Here is a 17,622-nt window from a genome sequence, read left to right as displayed (position 1 = left end):
GTCACCTCCCTTCATCAATCTTTTTGATAAAGCGAAAAAGGATTAAACTTCTCATCATCATTTTAAAATCAGGAGCAAAGACGTAATGTGGCTTCGGTTCCTCAATGCGCTGAAGGATGTTCTGGATAGCCTGCTGATCCAAAACATCAGCAACGAGTGGGCTTCTACTCATGCTCTGTAATTCGCCAAGCAACGCCGGCCATGTATCCCGCATGCGTTGAATGGCATCTGCCCCCTGTATCCCTCGCACCTTTTGATTCAATCGAACATGATCTGGCAAATAGTGATGTGTTGCCCTTCTGATCAAAGCACGATCACGCCCATTTTGAACATATTGTTCAACGGGCAAGCCTAAGCAAAAGCGGATCACGCGCAAATCATTGGTAGGATCACGATCATAGATACCGTGACGTAAGGAAAGCTTCGTATCCCCTGTGCTGCCAATGCTAAGAAAATGAGGGTGTTGAAATTGCTGCAGGCGTCTATCAATAGCATTCTGTCTATCGGCATGCTCCAGATTGATCTGCCTTTCTTTGAGGCGATTCAGTACATCTGTCTGTTTGGCTAGCGCTGCATTGATGATGCTTGGAAATCCTTCATCACCTTGAGCGCTACTCTTATGTCTGGGAAAAGGAAAGGCTTTTTTGCCGATGCTCTTTAGTATTCTTTTTCGGCCCACTCCCGTGTTTTGAGCATAAAGCGCGCATTCTCGATAAACCCGTACCCATTTCATCCGCTTTAATAAATCAGCATAAACATCAAGTGCTGGCCCCCAAGAAATTGAAAAATTTCCTATTTTACCATTTAAAAGAATACCAATATTATACTTTTGCGCCTCCTCATAAATGCCTTTTATCCAAAAGGAATTTTCAAAGAATTTATAAGGCATTTCCATAATCTCTAACCAATCATCTATTTCATTAAAAGAACTTCTGCCTGCAAAGTCACAGAAATGAGCATTGATATTCCCAACATATCGAATGGTCGAGTGAATGTATGGACGTTCGTCAGCTACCCGCCGTTTGGGCGTCCAATCCTCAAAGCCATTAATGGGCACATAGCTAAATGTATGTAGACACTTCTTTTGTTCTTTTAGCATAGGTGCAGCAAACCCAACAACAGAGCCAGAATCTAAGCCACCGCTAAGTTGCGCCCCGACTGGCTTATAAGTCCGCAAGCGATCACGAATCGCTCTTTGATATACCTCGCGAAAGGCTTCCTCATATTCCTCATTCGATTTTAACTTCAAGCCTTGACTGCCAGATACCAGACAATATCTTGAAAGACTGATCTGTTGTTGTGTCACTTTGATGGCATGCGACGGTGGAAGCTGTTTCACCTGCTCATAAACCGTGAGCATTGGATCAGCGACCTCATACATATCGGGAATAGTTAGAAATTCAGCAATCCAATTGGCACTCATTTGCTGTGCTACAAAAGGCAGCTGCAGGAGTGGCGATAAAGTAGTACTAAAAGCAAAATGATCATTATCATTAACAAAATATAAAGTGCGCCTACCAGAAAAATCTCTTGCTCCAAACAGCTTTTGTTCTCGCTCATCCCAAATCATAAAGGCAAAATCACCCATTAAGTAATGAGGTAAATTTTCTCCCCACTTATAATAAGCAAGCAAAATAATTTCACTGTCTGTGATGACAGTCCTCTTATCTTTAGCCACGCTCAAGCGCTCGACCAATTCAAGACGATTATCAATCACGGCGTCTGCGGTGATGGCACACCTTCGTGCGGCATCGTAAAAGGGTAGTCTTTCAGCGACCGATTCTGGCGTACACCACTGTGCATGACACCCAAAAAAGAGCGCACCGTACTGCCATAAACCAATCCGATCGGCGGGAAACCTTTCCAAGGCTTTCATCACGCGCTGCTGCATATCAATAGGTACAGGCTGCTTATTTTTATAGTACAATCCAGCAATAGCACTCACGGTTTTCCCCCTCTCCTTAGCCGCCAGTTCTATTTAACGAACAAATCGTCACATTTAATAAGATTCATTGGTCAGGCAATGCATCAAATTCTGATCTCTGATATGATTCATTTTTCAAATCATAGCTATATTCTGCTTAAGTGTTTTATATAATGAACACTTCATAAATAAAATACCATCATGCCTCCTAGGCGTCAATCATTTTTTAGAAAATTTTTTCAAAATAGGCCTGAGTTCGCTCTCATCCCCCATTTCCTCCAGATGGATTGACGAAAGGCTTGTTTAGCGGTAAAGTTTTTACAAAAAGGAAGATGATCTTGGAAGAATTATTAAATCCTCGAGTAAAGGCGATACAAATTAGCGGCATTCGTCGTTTTTTTAATAAGGTTGCTGATTATCCAGAGGCAATGTCGCTGACCATTGGCCAACCTGACTTTCCAACTCCAGAGCATATTAAAGAAGCTGCGAAACGGGCCATCGATCAAAATTATACAAGTTATACGCATAATGCGGGTATGATGGAGCTTCGCCAAGCCATTCAGCAATTTGTAGAAAAAAAGTACCAGCTCCATTACGACGCTGCTAGCGAAATCATCGCAACAACCGGAGCGAGCGAGGCCATCGATATCACGCTGCGCACGCTTTTAGAACCTGGTGACGAGGTGCTCCTGCCTGGGCCGGTTTATCCAGGCTACGAGCCTGTCATTCATATGTGTCAGGCGCATCCAGTACATATTGATACAACAGAAACTGAATTCAAATTAACCGTCGACGGGATTAAACAGGCGATAACAGATAAAACAAAATGTCTGATCTTGCCTTATCCATCGAATCCGACTGGTATGGTTCTTACGCCAACAGAGCTTGAGGCAATGGCTACTTATTTAAAGGATCAAAATATCTTTATTATTTCTGATGAAATCTATAGTGAGCTCACTTATGGAACCAAGCATACATCTATAGCCACTTTTGACGGGATGCGAGAAAAAACCATCGTTATCAATGGTCTATCCAAATCCCATGCCATGACAGGCTGGCGGATGGGATTTCTCTTAGCCCCTGAAGCAATTGCACCACACCTCTTGAAGGTGCACCAATATAATGTGACTTGTGTGTCATCAATCACACAATATGCCGCGCTAGAAGCTTTAACAAATGGTATAGATGACGCGGCTGTCATGCGAGAAGCCTATCAAAAGCGCCTTGACTATGCCTATGGACGGCTTTTGGAGATGGGATTGCCAACAACCAAACCAGGAGGAGCCTTTTACCTCTTTCCTTCTATTGAAAAATTCGGCATGCCATCCAATACGTTTTCCGAAGCTCTACTCGCCTCGGAAAAGCTTGCCGTCGTTCCAGGTGATGCTTTTTCCTCTTATGGGGACAGCTATATTAGACTCTCTTATGCTTATTCCGAAGAGATCTTAGAAGAAGGTCTCAACCGACTCGAACGCTTTATTTCCAAGCTTTAATAAGAAAAACCGGGCGAAAAGCATGCCCGGTCCTTGTCTAGCTATAAAAGCATCATCAGATATGAAAGAGGCTTCATTGCCTAGTCAGGTGGATTGAAGCGCAAGGCGCGAGAGATTCGGAACACTCTAAAATCGTGTATTCCTCGGGCGCCGCTGACTCACGATGCGCTACTAGAGTCCTGCAGGAAGTGGTAAGCGAGCGGCCTGAAGCGAAAATCCGCACCCGTCCTCATGACTAGATATTTTATACTTTCTTTTTAGAAAACTCAGCTTGCACCACTTTTCTGGTACTCCTGATGTTTTTGCAAATCACCCACTTAGGGTGCCCGCAAGCCTTAGAAGGCGAAAGCCAAAGTGACACTTATACTCTCTTCCTTTGAGAGCGTCAGCGAAATTATACATTCTGATAGTACAAAAAACGCTCAGATCAAATTCTGAGCGTTTTTCTTGCTATCATTACCAATTTAGTTAATGAAATAAATGGTAAATAGCGTGCTATTTATTATGTTACTCGCTTTTTCAAAACTGCACCCTGTGCCCTTTTAGGAAGGTCTAATGGCAGTAATTTAAAAAGCAATGATGACTTATCTGCTCCCTTGTGGTTTCTTTGGAAAGAAAGCTAAGCGAAGGCGATGTGGCTTGCGCACTCGATTGGTAATCGTATCTTCCTTTGGTTCAGAGGGTTTAATGAAGAACGCTAAAATGAAGGCGATGATAGATAAAGCTGTTGCCACCATAAATGCGTCATTAACCCCCATGACAGAACCCTGTTGCTGCGCCAAAGCCATATGAGCTTTATCACTTGGGAGAATATGCTGTTTCAAGACAATATCTTTTACATGCTTAAGTCCTTGATTAGACATAATGGATACGAAAAAGGCCATTCCCACAGCACCAGATACGTTTCTTAACGTATTAACCATGGCAGTGCCATATTTATTCAAGCTCAATGCTAACTCATTTAATCCAGCTGTAAAGATTGGCATCATGATTAAAGACATACCAAACATCCGAACAGTATAAACGATGACAACATAGGTAAAGGATGTATTCACAACCAATCGTGTTAATGCAAAGGTGGTCACGATCGTAATGAACAACCCAATAACCGCGAGCCATTTCGCACCGAACTTATCAAATAAGCGTCCGGTAATCGGCGACATAATCCCCATAACAACTCCACCTGGCAAAAGCAATAAGCCTGACATGATTGGAGAGAAGCCGCGAATATTTTGCATGTAGATCGGCATTAAGATCATACCAGAGAACATTGCCATTGTGATCACAACATTGATCGCTGTCGTTAACGTGAAGATCGGATAGCGGAAGATCCTGAATTCCAAGATGGGCTCATCAGTGATCAGCTGCCAGATGACAAAGAGAATGACACTTACACCACCAATGACTAATGAACCAATAACCTCATCACTTCCCCAGCCTTTGTCACCAACCGTGGCAAAGCCGTATAATAAGCCGCCAAACCCGATTGTTGATAGGACAACGCCTAAAACATCCAGCTTTGGACGTTTGGTTTCAGTGACATTTTTGACAAGGAAGAAGGCAATAATAAGATCGAGAATTGCAATCGGTAAAATGATATAAAACAAAACGCGCCAAGAATAGCTTTGGACAATCCAACCAGATAATGTTGGACCAATGGCGGGGGCAAAGTTCATGGCTACCCCAAAAATCCCCATAGCAAAGCCGCGACGATTGGTTGGAAAAATAGTAAAAATGACATTTGTAATTAGCGGGAACAACACACCAGCACCAGCCGCTTGAATGACTCTACCCACTAAGATAATTGAAAAAGAAGGTGCCAATGCACAAATGACTGTTCCTATAGTAAACAGACCCATTGCTGTAAGATAGAGCTGTCTTGTTGTAAACCGGTTCATTAGAAAGGCAGTGATCGGTATGACAATACCATTAACAAGCATAAAAATGGTGGTCAACCAATCTGCCGTCGTAGCGGATATTTTAAAATGATTCATGATTTGCGGTAAGGCAATATTAATCAATGTTTGATTCAAAAAGGCAATGAGTGCGCCCGCAATCATAATCCCAAAAATAGGTACAACTTTTATATTCTTGGTCGTACTATTTTCTGTTGACATTTTTCTTTCAACCTCCATATAGTTGTTTTTATTTTCTCACTCTGGGATTAAGTACGTAGCAAAAATTATCTATAAACGGATAGAAAATGGGATTGCACCGCCAAAACCCTTTTTCCACATCCGCATTTAGCCAAATAAAAGACCCACCTTTGTTAGGTAGGAAAAAAAACTGGCATAAACATGTCGCGTTCCATTATTTTAAACAATCATATTACTAATAGTAAGTCCCCTGAGCTGTAATTATATTAATCTCGAATCATTTTTTTGTCAACATATAAGCTTGAAAACCATAACGCTTCAGGTATACGCTCCTGAAAGGACTTTCCCTTAACTCACTAACTATCTTTCTACTCCCTTTACACTAATGGTTGGCTCCCATTTTATGCTTGAGATGCTTTGTTGGTCGCCTTGTGCTATAGGCAATTCCTAAAGCCACTAACAAGAGTATACCTGTCGATAAAAACACCATTTGAATAGGCCAAAATCCACCAATAAATCCGCCCAGCATCGGTCCCAGCATTCCCCCTAATTGGTTGGCCGTTTGACTCAATCCAAATGCGCGTCCCCGGAAATTTTCGGGTGTTGCTTTAACAACCAAACCATTAAGCGCAGGAAATACCGCACAAAAGAAGATACCGAAGATAAACCGGACGATGGAGAAGCCCCAAATATCACTGAAAAGAACTTGAGCCGCCATGCCCAAGCTTCCTCCTAACAAGCCAATCATTAGAACACGATTAAAGCCTGCTTTATCAGCAAGCTTTCCCCAGTAAGGGCCAAAAATAACACTTGCAATCCCCGGCAATGAAAATACAAGACCTGCAATAAATGATGTGTTATCAGAAGATCCCGTAAGCTTAACAACATAAAGTGGCAAGACCGGTTCAATGGTCATAACGGAACATTGAGCAACAATTGTCAAAAATAACACCATCATAAAAGGACGATTAGCAGTGGCTAAACGAATGTCTCTAGTGACAGAGGTTCTGTCCTTGCTTGGTGTAAACGTTTCTTCCTTAACAAGGAAAATAACAAGTACAGTCGAAATCAATACTTGAACCCCAGCACTGGCAAAGGCGAGACGATTGCCGACCAATTGAGCAATACTACCGCCCAGTAATGGCCCAATGATGCTGCCCGCGGCTGTCGCTGTTGAAATCATTGCCAAGGCATAGCCGACTTTTTCCTTCGGTGTATTCGTCCCAATCAAGGCAATGGTCCCTGGGATAAAACCCGTAAGCAGTCCTTGCATAATACGTAAAATCAAAATCTCATAAGGATTGGTCACAAAAGCGGTCAGTGTATAGATTAAAAACAAGAAAAAGCCGGCGCGTATAATCATCGGCTTTCTTCCATATTTGTCACCAAGTGCTCCCCATATCGGCGAAGCAAAAGCCCCCGCTAAAAAGGCGGCACTAAAGATCATTCCAGACCATAGTTCAGTGTGCGTATGCACACCTAACTGAAGTAAGAACAACGGTAAGAATGGAATAACCATAGAAAAGCTAGCTGCAGTAAAAAAGGCTCCGATCCACAGCACCCACAAATTGCGTTTCCATACTAGCATCTCACGTCACTTCTTCCTAAAATAACTCCAACCATAATACCACGATAACTGATGGCTGTCATCGGTAGATTTCATTAATTTTCATTATTTATTGAAGCAATTGCGCTGGAAGGCTCTTTATAGCTACACAAAATGTCACACGTTCTCGTGAATAGAAATACCGTGCAAAGTACGCCCAGTCCTGGTCTGGGTATAGAGCATCATCAGATATGGAAGAGGCTTCATGTGTTTACGGAGCTTTGGTTAAAAGGGGCTGCCTTTTGTTATGCTCATGCCTTGGATTGGCACAGCTTTATTATCATCAATTTCCAAATGGCAGCCTTAGCTTTCACTCTGATGTAATTTTTTCAAATCACACACTAAGGCTGTCACCAAGTACTAATAAGGAATAACAAAGTCCAGTAATATAACAAGGCCACCGCATAAAATGGGTGGCCTTGTTATCACTTTGATTTGGTTGGAATTTGGCAGGAGCCATCCGCGCAAATGGCTTCATCTGTTGTTTCATTCAAGACCATAAGCGGTTGCTCCTCTTGGTGAACCTTCTTCAAGGCATTGCTAAAGACCTCTATTGGTTGGGCACCAGAAATCGCATATTTACGATTAATAACGAAGAATGGAACACCTTGAACATTTAATTGTTGGGCTTCTTGTTCGTCTTGACGCACAACATCAGCATAATCTGTTCCTGTAAGCATCGCTTGCACATCTTCCTTATTTAATCCAACCTCTTCAGCTAAGATAGACAGCGTCTCATGGTCACCAATATGTTTGGAATCCGTAAAATAGGCTTTTAGCAAGCGCTCTGTCATTTCTGCTTTCTTCCCAAAGCTTTCTGCATAATGCATTAAACGATGTGCATCAAACGTATTCGTGGGAATCATCGTATCAAAATGGTAGGTTAGCCCCGCTTCCTTAGCTTGTTCTGTCATGCGGTCATTCATCGCCTTAGCCTGTTCATAGCTCACGCCAAACTTTTTCGCTAAGGACGCATGAATATCTCCATCACTATCCTTTGGTGAATGCGGGTCCAGCTCGAAGCTCTTGTAATCAATCGTGACTTGACTCACATCAGGAAGACTTTTAAGGGCTTCCTCTAAATGTCTTTTTCCAATATAACAAAACGGACAAACAAAATCCGACCACACTTCAATTTTCATGTTCATCTCTCCATCATCACTTGTAAGTGAGTTTTCCTTACAAATTTAACATGAAAAGCTGTTTTTTTCTAATCAGACGCTTGCTTATTTATACTACCGACAAGTCATGGTGAACTTATACGTTATCCCCTACAGAGATACTTTTCCTCTAAATTGTAATGCTTTCGTCTTGAGATCTTTTAGAGCGGATGGATTCATTAACTTTCTGGCGTTGACAAGCGCACTCCCTAGACCAGCTGCCACCGCTCCATTCTTAAAATACTCATTAATATTATTTAAATCAACTCCACCCGTTGGCATTAATGGAATATGCGGTAAAGGTGCATGAATATCTTTAATGTACTTTGGACCCATAATATTGGCTGGGAAAACCTTTATAATATCAGCTCCTGCTTCATATGCTTTTAATATTTCAGTCGGCGTCAAGGCTCCCGGAATACTCACCACATCATACCTCTTTGTCATTTTAATCGTTCGGCTGTTAACCGTAGGAGAAAAAATAAACTTTGCTCCTGCCAAAATAGTTGCTCTTGCGGTTTCCGCATCCAAAACAGTTCCTGCCCCTACTATCATTTCATCTCCAAACGCTTCATTAAGTGCTTCAATAATAGATAGAATACCTGGTGTGTCTGCTGCCACTTCTAATACATTGATACCACCCTCTTTTAACGCTTGGGCAACAGATAAGACTTCACTTCCTTCTATTCCTCGAATAACTGCTACAAGTTTTTGCTTATAAATGAATTGAAGGGTATTGTTAGACATTTTTAATCTCCTTCTTTACTTTGAGAAGACTTGAATATTTTTATCCATAGCACTGGCACAGCATTCCTAGCACTCGTATTTAGATTTTATATTAAATTCCTCACAGGCTTCTTTAACTAGAGCGCTCATTTTATCCGTAAACTGCTTGAACATCTTTTCTCCCTTTTCCTTAGTCGCTTGTGTCGCATCTCCAAAAACACCACTTTGGCTTAATGTTCCTAATGATATTGAGGATTTCCCATATAGATCAGGTTGTTTTGGATATTCTTTAACCGCTTTCTCCATATCCACCAGCCGCTCATTAACTGCTAGCATAAGGGATGTTTCAAATTCACAAGCATGGATCATACCATGCCAAGTAGATGAATTACAATTTTCAGAGAGCGTTTTATCTAAATCAGGATAGAAGAGATAAACAACAGGCATATCAATTTCATCTACTAGCTCTCTAGTCGCATATTTCATGCTGGTTTTATTTGAATCATGACCGTTGATTAAAACAAGTAATTTAATACCATATCGTGCTACACTATGCGCAACATCTTTAATCAAATCCTCTACATGGTGCTGTTGTAGTGTAATAGTACCCGGAATATCTCTCCATACCCAGGAATATCCAAATGGTATCGATGGAAGTAAAAGTGCCCCTGTTTCTTGACAAACTTGTTTAGCAAGGGCTTCCGCGAGAAAGATATCTACTCCCATAGGAAGATGGTGTCCATGCTGTTCTGTTGCCCCTAGCGGAAGAACTGCAACTGGAAAGGTCTTAACCGCTTCCTCTACCTCGTCTCGAGTCATTGTCATTAATTCATGGATGTGTTCCATCTGTCTCCCCCTCCCCGAGGTTAGGTGGTTTGTATTTTCTGCACCATATAAAATTGCTTATTTTTAAAACTGAGCTAACCAACGCGCTGGATTTTTCACAAAAATTGTATCAATTTGTTCTTGGGTAATGCCTTGATCTAGTAATCTCGGTATAAATTTTTTAATGATATATTCAAACCCAGGCCCGCCACCGTAAGACTTAAGGTAGCTTTGTCTCCCCATATCGCCAGAAATCATTAGCTGATCAGAATGGCCATGTTTTAATAGATTCTTAATACATTCAACGCGAATACTATCCGGATAATATTTTATTTTTCCAATGCCATCAAATTGAACATAAGCTCCTCGGCCAGCTAATTGTAAATGGTAATATGGATCGGCATTTCGATCACTATGTCCGACAGCAACCTTAGTCAGATCGACACCTTCCTCTTCAAGAATATCTAGCATTTCCATCCCCATTGTGCCAGCTTCGGTATGCAGCCAGATTGGGGCACCCGTTTCTAATTGTGCACGGGCAACAGCCCGAGTCACTTTTTCCTCCAAAGGATGGATAAGGTTGTACCAGGAACCAGATTTTAAAAATCCTGCTTTAGCTGAAGTCCCGTCCATTCCTTGCTCAATATCACGGACTAAACGGTCCTTAATTTGATCAATGGAATCAAAAGTAATCCATGCTGGAAAATAGATATGTTTATTAAAACCAGAAACACCAACCACATTGACTCCTGTGTCTTCGGCCATCCTCTTAAGCTTTCCCCCATTGCGCCCATAATCTAATGTTGAAGCGTCAACAAGTGATTCTCCTCCTGCTTCTTTAAAACGTTTGAGCTCTTGCATAGAAGCCTCATAATTTGTTAATTCATAATCACGATCTTTTTGCGATGGAGGCGGGGAACACCAAAGATGTTCATGACTATAGGTAAAACCAAGCTCCTCTGCTGCAATATCTCCTAAAACAGTTCTTACTTTCTTCATTATTAAGCAACTCCCTATTTGTATTCATTACTTAAGGCAACGCAATACCATTGTCGTTTAACCTTCTATAAATGGATGCCGAACAACACACCTATTAATCTAACAATAATGACAACAATGATAGCATCAGGTGAAGCAAACCATAATCCTTTCACTCCATATCCTGATACATCAAGCAAAGGATATGCTAACGCCACCAAAAGTGAGAAAGTTAATCCTAATAAAAATCCGGCAATGATTGCTCCGCGACGTCCACCAAAAATATTTCCAAAAACACCTGCTGCACCGCCCATAAAGAAGAGACCAATGACTGAAGGTAAAACAGAAACAGGTAATATACTGGATATAAAGGTAACAATCAATCCACCTACCATAGCAGATAAAAAACCTAGAGTGACCCCAACAGGTGCATAAGAATAGAAAATAGGCACATCTAAAGCAGGCCGAGCACCCGGGACAATTTTCTCTCCAATCCCTTTAAATGCTGGAACAATTTCGCCGAGAAACATCCTCACACCTTGCAACAACACTAGAATACCAGCAACAAAGGTTAAACCTTGAATAATGGAAAAGAGGACATAGTTATCACCGCCAGATATCTTAGTCATCTGATGTGGATCCACAAAGAAGGAAGTGACAACAAAAATAATGACCATAATGATTCCCATCAATATCGACATATCTTTTAAGAAATCAATAGACTTAGGAACCTTTATATCTTCACTTGATTTTTCTTTATTTCCAAGCTTTCCACCAATCCAACCACAGAGCGCAATCCATGAACTCCCCCAAAACCCAAACGCCACTTGATCATTTCCAATAACCTTACGAACAAAAGGCTGAGCAAATGCCGGAAATGCAACCATTGAAATCCCTTGTACAACAGATCCGAGAATGACCGTCCAAACACTTGAAAAGCCCATTTGATCAAATAAAATCGCCATTGTTCCAGCAAATGAAAACATCATATGACCCGTTAAAAAAATGTATTTCCAAGGAGTAAATCGAGCAAGTAATAAGTTAATTAAAAATGAAAAAGCCAAAATAAGCGCTGTCTCCGTACCTAAAATCGTCTGGACAGCAGCCACTAAAGAATTATCTTCTGCGACTACTCCAGTCAATCCAAAAGCATCCGTAAACATTTGACTGAAAGGTGTCAAAGTTGTTATAATAAGATTTGAACCTGCTTGTAAAATTAGAAACCCAAAAACTGTCTTTAATGTTCCTTTAATAATATCTGAAATGGATTTTTTCAAAGCTATAAGCCCTATAGCAGCCACAATGCCCAAGATAATTGCTGGATTTGTTAAAAATGACACGATAAAATGTAACATAGTTCTCCCCTCCAGCACTTAAGTCATCTGCCGTATAATCGGCATAACTTTTTCTTCAATTTCTTTTTTATCAAGTAAATTATTAATTGATATGACATGTACAGCTTCACCTGATAATTCGGAAGCGATTTCACTTGAGGCCACCATAAAGTCACAAGTTTTCCCCTTAGCCGAACCTAAATCAACCGCTTCGCCTTCTACAGAAAATCCATGCTTTTGTGCGATGGCTTGAATGTCCATCAACAGCATTAAACTCGTTCCAAACCCCATGCCACAAACGGTAACAACTCTCATTACAAACACCCCTTTTAATAATAAAAATTATGTGTTTATTGCAATGGTTTCTATAAATAGGAAACAAATTCATTGTAATCCCTGGCATTCATCAATCCATAAATTTTTTCTGGATCTCCTAAAACTGTAGATAATTCTCTCAACATATTAATGTGACTTTCATTATCTGTTCCCCCAATTGCACAAACAAGTTTTACAGGATCATTTGTAGGGTGGCCAAAGCTCACAGGATCTTCTAATAAGACCATTGAAAGACATTGTTCATACACACCATATTCGGGTCGGGCATGAGGGATCGCTATATGTGGCCCCAAAACAATATAAGGTCCTATTTCTTTATATCCCTTCACCATTGCATCGACATAGTTAAAACTTACCTTACCTGCATCCACTAAAAGCTTCCCTGCTTTACGAATCGCTTCCTCTGCAGAAATTGCCTTTTCATTTATGATTACCATTTCCTTTTTAACTTGTAGCATATTATTCATCCTCTCTTTCTGCTAAAATCACTCTCTCTTTGTTTCGACCAGATAGTTGAATATGATATTCATATCGATCGGGTCGACTTGTCATTTCTACAACTTCAAATGGAAGTCCATCTAAATAGGATAAACGCGTAATATGAAATACAGGTGAATACGGTTCAAGATTTAATTCTAAAGCCTCTAAATCTGTTGCTTCTCTCGCCTTAACCAATTCAGTTGCTTCTTCAATAATGATGCCATATTCTTTTTCTAGCGTTTCATATAATGATTCCGATGTGAGTCCCTTTTCTATAAAATCAGGGATCATTGAAGCGCACAAATAGTTGATCATAATAACGATAGGCTCTCCATCAACTAAACGTGTCCTTTTAAGTCGAATGACCTTTTCAGCATGGTTTAACTGAAGCTTTTTTGCTAACTTTTTTGTTGGACTGATTTCTGTAAGTGAAACATTAATTGATTGTGATTTCTTTCCTTTTATTCGCATCTCTTCGGTCCAACTCGTTATTTTACCAACATCTTGAATAATTTTTTTTGATTGAACAAATGTCCCCCTTCCTTGATACTTCACAACTATTCCATCAGTTACTAATTCTTCAATAGTCTTTCTAACAGTAACTCGACTCACGCCGTATTTCTTTTCTATTTCAGATTCAACAGGTAACATATCACCCGGTTTCAAATTTTCTGAAATAAATGTCATCAATTGTTCCTTCAACTGCTTATAAAGCGGCATTTTGGATTCTCTTTTTAATTTTTTTGGCATTGTGGGCCCTCCAATGCTAAATTCATTATAATCAATATAGCACATCGTTAGTTTTTTGTAAATAAAGATTATGATGTTTATTAATAATTTACTGAACTTATACTCTAATATTAATTTTTAAATAAAACGACTAATGCTATTTTTAACGTCTTAGAAGAATGCATTAACATTATTTATAAGTCTAATCACTAGCATTCCATTATTTATTATTCATTATCATGAATTAAGCTTATAAGAGTGGGTATGCTCATAGAAAAACTGCACCTTCAGTTGTTATAGACATCTAACAATTGGGGTGCAGTTTAGAATAATTCCGATTTTTATTTATAACTTTTGGGAAAGTATAGACTTTTGCTTAGGTAAATACGTGACAAAGTATAGGAAAAACTAAGACTTTACTCCGTATAATTCTGACAATTTAGCCCAACCTTGAACTTTCCTCAATATACTCAAGCAAAAGTGAACCACCCTACGCTTAAATACTCCAATCCAGCTGAACCTCATGTCCAGTTCTTGAGGATTCAAAGATAGCGTCAAGGACAAGATTGGTCTTTAAACCGCTCATTGCCGATGTGATCGGTTCTTTACCTTCACGAACACATTCTAGAAAATGTTGGCTCAATAACACACGATCTTCTGCCTCATCCGTTCGTTTGCCCTCAATATCAACAGGTTGATCGAATTTTTCAGTTAAGAACTTATACCCGTCACCAACTAATGAGGCGCCACCTTCTGAACCCATGAGATGGATAAAAGGTTGGTTATCACTATCCATATTAACAGCCCAGCTTACTTCAAGAGAAAGCGTTGAGCCGTCCTCCATTTTAATGAGAGCAGTGGCTAAGTCCTCAACATCATAAGACCCTTTCCAATTGGGTGTGCCCCATGTGCCAATGCCGCGTTTCTTAGGGCCGAATTCGGCATACGTTGATCCAAAAACAGATACTGGCTTAGGGTCTCCCATTAAATGAAAGGCGAGATCAAGCATATGCACGCCAATATCAATGAGCGGACCGCCACCAGCGACTTCTTTTTGCGTAAACCAGGTTCCCCAGCCTGGAATCCCTTTACGACGCCACCAGCCTGTTTTTGCGTTATAGATTTTACCGAGTTCCCCAGCCTCAACCTGCCTTTTGATCGCTCTAGATTGCCATCCCCAGCGCATTTGGTGACCCACCATTACCACTTTCCCATTCTTACGTTGGGCCCTGACAATTTCCTTTGCCGCCTCTGCATTGATGCCCATTGGCTTCTCGACCAGAACATGCTTTCCTGCCTTAAGCGCTTGAACGGCCAGCGGTGCATGAAATTTATTTGGTACACCTATAATCACTGCATCCACATCTTCATCAGCAAAAAGCTCTTCAGGCGTTGGATAAACCTTAGGTATATTGTACGTTGTTGCAGCAATTTGGGCCAAAGGCATGTAAACATCTGTTACCGCAATAAATTCTGCTTCTTCAGGCAGCTTGCCAAATGTTTGCATGTGAACGCTTCCAATTGATCCCGCACCTATCATGCCTAAACGTATTTTCTTCTGTGTTGACATCCTTATATTCCCTCCAACTCTTTATTATCCATTTTATAAATTGACTTATTGTAATTCAGACCACCAGTGTTGTACGCGCTTCAAGCTTTCTCTACACTCTTCAGTTGGATCGTGTAAATGGGGCTCGTGTTCAACTGTCATCGGACCAGTATAGCCAATCGCTTTTAATTCTGTCATAACACCCTTAATGTCCACGATGCCGTCACCCAGTGTACACGTGTCATGAGCGCCGGCAGCCTTCACATCCTTTAAATGAACATGGACAAGATGATCCTGCAATGCTCTAACTGCTTTAATAGGATCATAACCTTGAGTTGCAAACCAACCCGTATCAAGGGCCGATCCTACCCAAGGGGCAAAAGGTGCAACCTTGTCTATAACTTCCTGTGGGGTCTTTTCAGGGTGATTTTCTAACCCCATATAAATATGATTAGCCTCAGCAAATTCTTTAACAATATCGCCATTATCAGGATGGAAGCCTTGCGCTAATACTGGTGCTCCAATCGCCTTGGCTGTTTCAAATATTTTCTGAGCTTCCTCCCTTGTTACCCCCGGAGAGCCGAATCCAGCTGTATAAGAGATCACATCCATTTCATAGGCATTTAATATCCCTTTGGCGATCTCAATCATCTCTGGAGTGGCTTTTAGTGGATCAAGATGAGCAACCCACAATTCGATAGCGTCGAAGCCCAATTCTTTAACTGTTGCAATCAATTCCTCAAACTTTGATTTGAAATTTGGTCCATGAAAGGCAGCCACTGTTGCTTCATGGCACTTGCCCCAATCCAGACTTTTGGTATAATTTAGTTCTCTCGCCACATAGTTAGCTGTCATAAAAGCAAATTTCATTTCAACTTCCTCCTTTTCCTTCGATTAATCTCTGCATAAGTTTATGTTAAACTAAGCTTATTAAAAATGCGTGTCAGAAATTAAGAAAAACCTCTCATTTTTTCAGATGAAGGAGAGCAAAGCGTCGATGACTTTAATTCCTAGATACCTATCCGATTATCCTAATGTGCATAGCGCTTTTCCTTTTCACTTATCGATCAATCATGTCGATAACTATTTTCCAGCCCATCGTCATGACTTTTTAGAATTTTCGTTGGTGCTTGAAGGGGAAGGCAGCGAAACGATTAATGGCAAAACACATCCGTTAAGTCCTGGGACCTTTACATTCGTCTCTCCTTATCAAATTCATGACATTCATACTTATACAGACCATCCGTTAATTTTATATAATTGCAATTTTGACTTAGAGCTGATCATGGATTCCGGACAAAAGGATCATGGCCTTACCCGCCTTTTGTACAATGGCATGGACGCGGAAGAACGCCCTTCCTTCATTCAATTGGATCAGGATCAATTTCCTCCATTTAAAGCGATCCTCGATAATATCTATCAAGAATATCAATCCAAAGCACCTTGGCGAAATCTATTAATCAAAGCAAAAGTCATCGAGCTTCTCATCCATTTTGACCGATTGCGTCAGGAAGAAAATAGTCTTTCAAAGGTTACAACCAAGCAAGCCAATGGCATGATCTGGCCAATCGTTCATTATATCCATTCCCATTTTAATGAGGATATCACGCTGTCACGATTATCAGATTTATTTAAAGTCAGCGTGCCTTATTTAAGCGAGCAGTTTAAGCGTCAGGTCGGTTTAAACTTTATTAACTTTTTACACGAAGTGCGCATTCGTCACGCGTGCAGCCTTTTGCTTTCAACTGACATGCCAGTCACAGACATCGCTGCAGAAGTGGGGTATCAATCTTTTAATACCTTTTCGCGTGTTTTCAGACAAAGAAAAAGGCTCACGCCCACTGCCTATAGACGAGCAGCCCCTCTGGAAGAACCCTATACTAAAAGCTAGGCAATAACTGCAAGGTTTTAATACCAAAAGCCTCGTCGGTTTTCAAGTGGATTGGGGCGAAAGACGCTCTGGTGCCTTCGGGAACGAGGCTAGCGTTACTTCACGAATAAACGTCGAGTTGTTCCGAGAAAGCTGACTTCGAAGCCATACACGTAGACGCAGGAACAGGGGACTTTTAATCACAAATACTTGGGAAAACAGATTGTCCACTCCAAAGTGAGCTGAGGCCACTAAGGACGATCGGCTAAAAACGTCACGTCCTGTGACAACGCCGACCCTACCCACATCATGTGGGCATGAGGAAAGCAAGCGTTCTGTAGCGAAAATCAACCTTGCCAATTCCGATGACAAACAGAATTTTATACTTTTTAATTCAAAAGAGTGGTACCCACCAATTTTTGAAGTGCCCCCTGTCAAGTAGACAGTGAAAATAATAAAACGAGTTTTAAGCGGCTTTAGTTCTATATTCCATAGGGCTAAGGCCGTTTAATCGTT

15 protein-coding genes are annotated in these 17,622 nt (G+C 40.8%); 2 read left to right on the top strand and 13 right to left on the bottom strand.

Annotated elements, in window-relative coordinates:
* Position 1: 1 nt before the first annotated feature.
* A complete protein-coding gene (locus IEW82_RS03040) occupies positions 2-1,945 on the bottom strand; it encodes an asparagine synthase-related protein (RefSeq protein WP_188689025.1) in 1,944 nt (647 codons plus the stop codon).
* 317 nt (positions 1,946-2,262) lie between these two features.
* Between IEW82_RS03040 and IEW82_RS03035 the strand changes: the two genes are divergently transcribed.
* The gene (locus IEW82_RS03035; protein ID WP_188689022.1) at positions 2,263-3,417 is read left to right on the top strand and encodes an aminotransferase A; all 1,155 of its coding nucleotides are present in this window, start codon (positions 2,263-2,265) and stop codon (positions 3,415-3,417) included.
* A gap of 584 nt (positions 3,418-4,001) precedes the next feature.
* Here the strand turns inward: IEW82_RS03035 and IEW82_RS03030 are convergent.
* The 12 genes from IEW82_RS03030 to IEW82_RS02975 form a co-directional block, all read right to left on the bottom strand.
* Positions 4,002-5,534 carry a DHA2 family efflux MFS transporter permease subunit gene (locus tag IEW82_RS03030; protein WP_188689019.1) on the bottom strand — a complete coding sequence of 511 codons (1,533 nt, stop codon included), beginning with the start codon at positions 5,532-5,534 and terminating at the stop codon, positions 4,002-4,004.
* Positions 5,535-5,895: 361 nt separating this feature from the next.
* Positions 5,896-7,101 (bottom strand): MFS transporter, encoded by a 1,206-nt coding sequence (locus tag IEW82_RS03025; protein WP_188689016.1) that lies wholly within the window; start codon positions 7,099-7,101, stop codon positions 5,896-5,898.
* A gap of 443 nt (positions 7,102-7,544) precedes the next feature.
* The gene (locus IEW82_RS03020) at positions 7,545-8,261 is read right to left on the bottom strand and encodes a DsbA family oxidoreductase (protein ID WP_188689013.1); all 717 of its coding nucleotides are present in this window, start codon (positions 8,259-8,261) and stop codon (positions 7,545-7,547) included.
* Positions 8,262-8,390: 129 nt separating this feature from the next.
* On the bottom strand, positions 8,391-9,026 hold the full coding sequence (locus tag IEW82_RS03015) for a bifunctional 4-hydroxy-2-oxoglutarate aldolase/2-dehydro-3-deoxy-phosphogluconate aldolase (RefSeq protein ID WP_188689008.1): 636 nt from the start codon (positions 9,024-9,026) through the stop codon (positions 8,391-8,393).
* A 66-nt stretch (positions 9,027-9,092) separates the two neighbouring features.
* The gene (locus tag IEW82_RS03010; protein ID WP_188689006.1) at positions 9,093-9,851 is read right to left on the bottom strand and encodes a creatininase family protein; all 759 of its coding nucleotides are present in this window, start codon (positions 9,849-9,851) and stop codon (positions 9,093-9,095) included.
* 63 nt (positions 9,852-9,914) lie between these two features.
* Positions 9,915-10,832 (bottom strand): phosphotriesterase family protein, encoded by a 918-nt coding sequence (locus IEW82_RS03005; protein WP_308422118.1) that lies wholly within the window; start codon positions 10,830-10,832, stop codon positions 9,915-9,917.
* Between the two features lie 62 nt (positions 10,833-10,894).
* Entirely contained in the window at positions 10,895-12,163 is a 1,269-nt protein-coding gene (gene ulaA / locus IEW82_RS03000) for a PTS ascorbate transporter subunit IIC (protein WP_188688999.1), read from the bottom strand.
* Positions 12,164-12,181: 18 nt separating this feature from the next.
* Positions 12,182-12,457: a PTS sugar transporter subunit IIB gene (locus IEW82_RS02995; protein ID WP_188688996.1), complete on the bottom strand. Its 276-nt coding sequence runs from the start codon at positions 12,455-12,457 to the stop codon at positions 12,182-12,184.
* Between the two features lie 50 nt (positions 12,458-12,507).
* Positions 12,508-12,936: a PTS sugar transporter subunit IIA gene (locus tag IEW82_RS02990; RefSeq protein ID WP_188688993.1), complete on the bottom strand. Its 429-nt coding sequence runs from the start codon at positions 12,934-12,936 to the stop codon at positions 12,508-12,510.
* Between the two features lies 1 nt (position 12,937).
* A complete protein-coding gene (locus tag IEW82_RS02985) occupies positions 12,938-13,708 on the bottom strand; it encodes a GntR family transcriptional regulator (protein ID WP_188688990.1) in 771 nt (256 codons plus the stop codon).
* A 475-nt stretch (positions 13,709-14,183) separates the two neighbouring features.
* On the bottom strand, positions 14,184-15,257 hold the full coding sequence (locus tag IEW82_RS02980) for a Gfo/Idh/MocA family protein (protein WP_188688987.1): 1,074 nt from the start codon (positions 15,255-15,257) through the stop codon (positions 14,184-14,186).
* Positions 15,258-15,302: 45 nt separating this feature from the next.
* On the bottom strand, positions 15,303-16,106 hold the full coding sequence (locus IEW82_RS02975) for a sugar phosphate isomerase/epimerase family protein (protein ID WP_188688985.1): 804 nt from the start codon (positions 16,104-16,106) through the stop codon (positions 15,303-15,305).
* Positions 16,107-16,233: 127 nt separating this feature from the next.
* Between IEW82_RS02975 and IEW82_RS02970 the strand changes: the two genes are divergently transcribed.
* The gene (locus IEW82_RS02970) at positions 16,234-17,127 is read left to right on the top strand and encodes an AraC family transcriptional regulator (protein WP_188688982.1); all 894 of its coding nucleotides are present in this window, start codon (positions 16,234-16,236) and stop codon (positions 17,125-17,127) included.
* The last annotated feature ends 495 nt before the right edge of the window (positions 17,128-17,622 follow it).

Origin of the sequence: Pullulanibacillus camelliae (genome assembly GCF_014642655.1) — a bacterium.
GTDB lineage: Bacteria > Bacillota > Bacilli > Bacillales > Sporolactobacillaceae > Pullulanibacillus > Pullulanibacillus camelliae.
The sequence above is the reverse complement of the archived record's forward strand: the minus strand, read 5'-3'. Positions and strand labels throughout refer to the sequence as shown.

What these genes read in the sequence shown, in the direction of transcription:
- IEW82_RS03030 (WP_188689019.1), bottom strand. Translation starts at nt 5,534, where the DNA reads ATGTCAACAGAAAATAGTACGACCAAGAATATAAAAGTTGTACCTATT.
- IEW82_RS03025 (WP_188689016.1), bottom strand. Translation starts at nt 7,101, where the DNA reads ATGCTAGTATGGAAACGCAATTTGTGGGTGCTGTGGATCGGAGCCTTT.
- IEW82_RS03020 (WP_188689013.1), bottom strand. Translation starts at nt 8,261, where the DNA reads ATGAAAATTGAAGTGTGGTCGGATTTTGTTTGTCCGTTTTGTTATATT.
- IEW82_RS03015 (WP_188689008.1), bottom strand. Translation starts at nt 9,026, where the DNA reads ATGTCTAACAATACCCTTCAATTCATTTATAAGCAAAAACTTGTAGCA.
- IEW82_RS03010 (WP_188689006.1), bottom strand. Translation starts at nt 9,851, where the DNA reads ATGGAACACATCCATGAATTAATGACAATGACTCGAGACGAGGTAGAG.
- ulaA (WP_188688999.1), bottom strand. Translation starts at nt 12,163, where the DNA reads ATGTTACATTTTATCGTGTCATTTTTAACAAATCCAGCAATTATCTTG.
- IEW82_RS02995 (WP_188688996.1), bottom strand. Translation starts at nt 12,457, where the DNA reads ATGAGAGTTGTTACCGTTTGTGGCATGGGGTTTGGAACGAGTTTAATG.
- IEW82_RS02990 (WP_188688993.1), bottom strand. Translation starts at nt 12,936, where the DNA reads ATGCTACAAGTTAAAAAGGAAATGGTAATCATAAATGAAAAGGCAATT.
- IEW82_RS02985 (WP_188688990.1), bottom strand. Translation starts at nt 13,708, where the DNA reads ATGCCAAAAAAATTAAAAAGAGAATCCAAAATGCCGCTTTATAAGCAG.
- IEW82_RS02980 (WP_188688987.1), bottom strand. Translation starts at nt 15,257, where the DNA reads ATGTCAACACAGAAGAAAATACGTTTAGGCATGATAGGTGCGGGATCA.
- IEW82_RS02975 (WP_188688985.1), bottom strand. Translation starts at nt 16,106, where the DNA reads ATGAAATTTGCTTTTATGACAGCTAACTATGTGGCGAGAGAACTAAAT.
- IEW82_RS02970 (WP_188688982.1), top strand. Translation starts at nt 16,234, where the DNA reads ATGACTTTAATTCCTAGATACCTATCCGATTATCCTAATGTGCATAGC.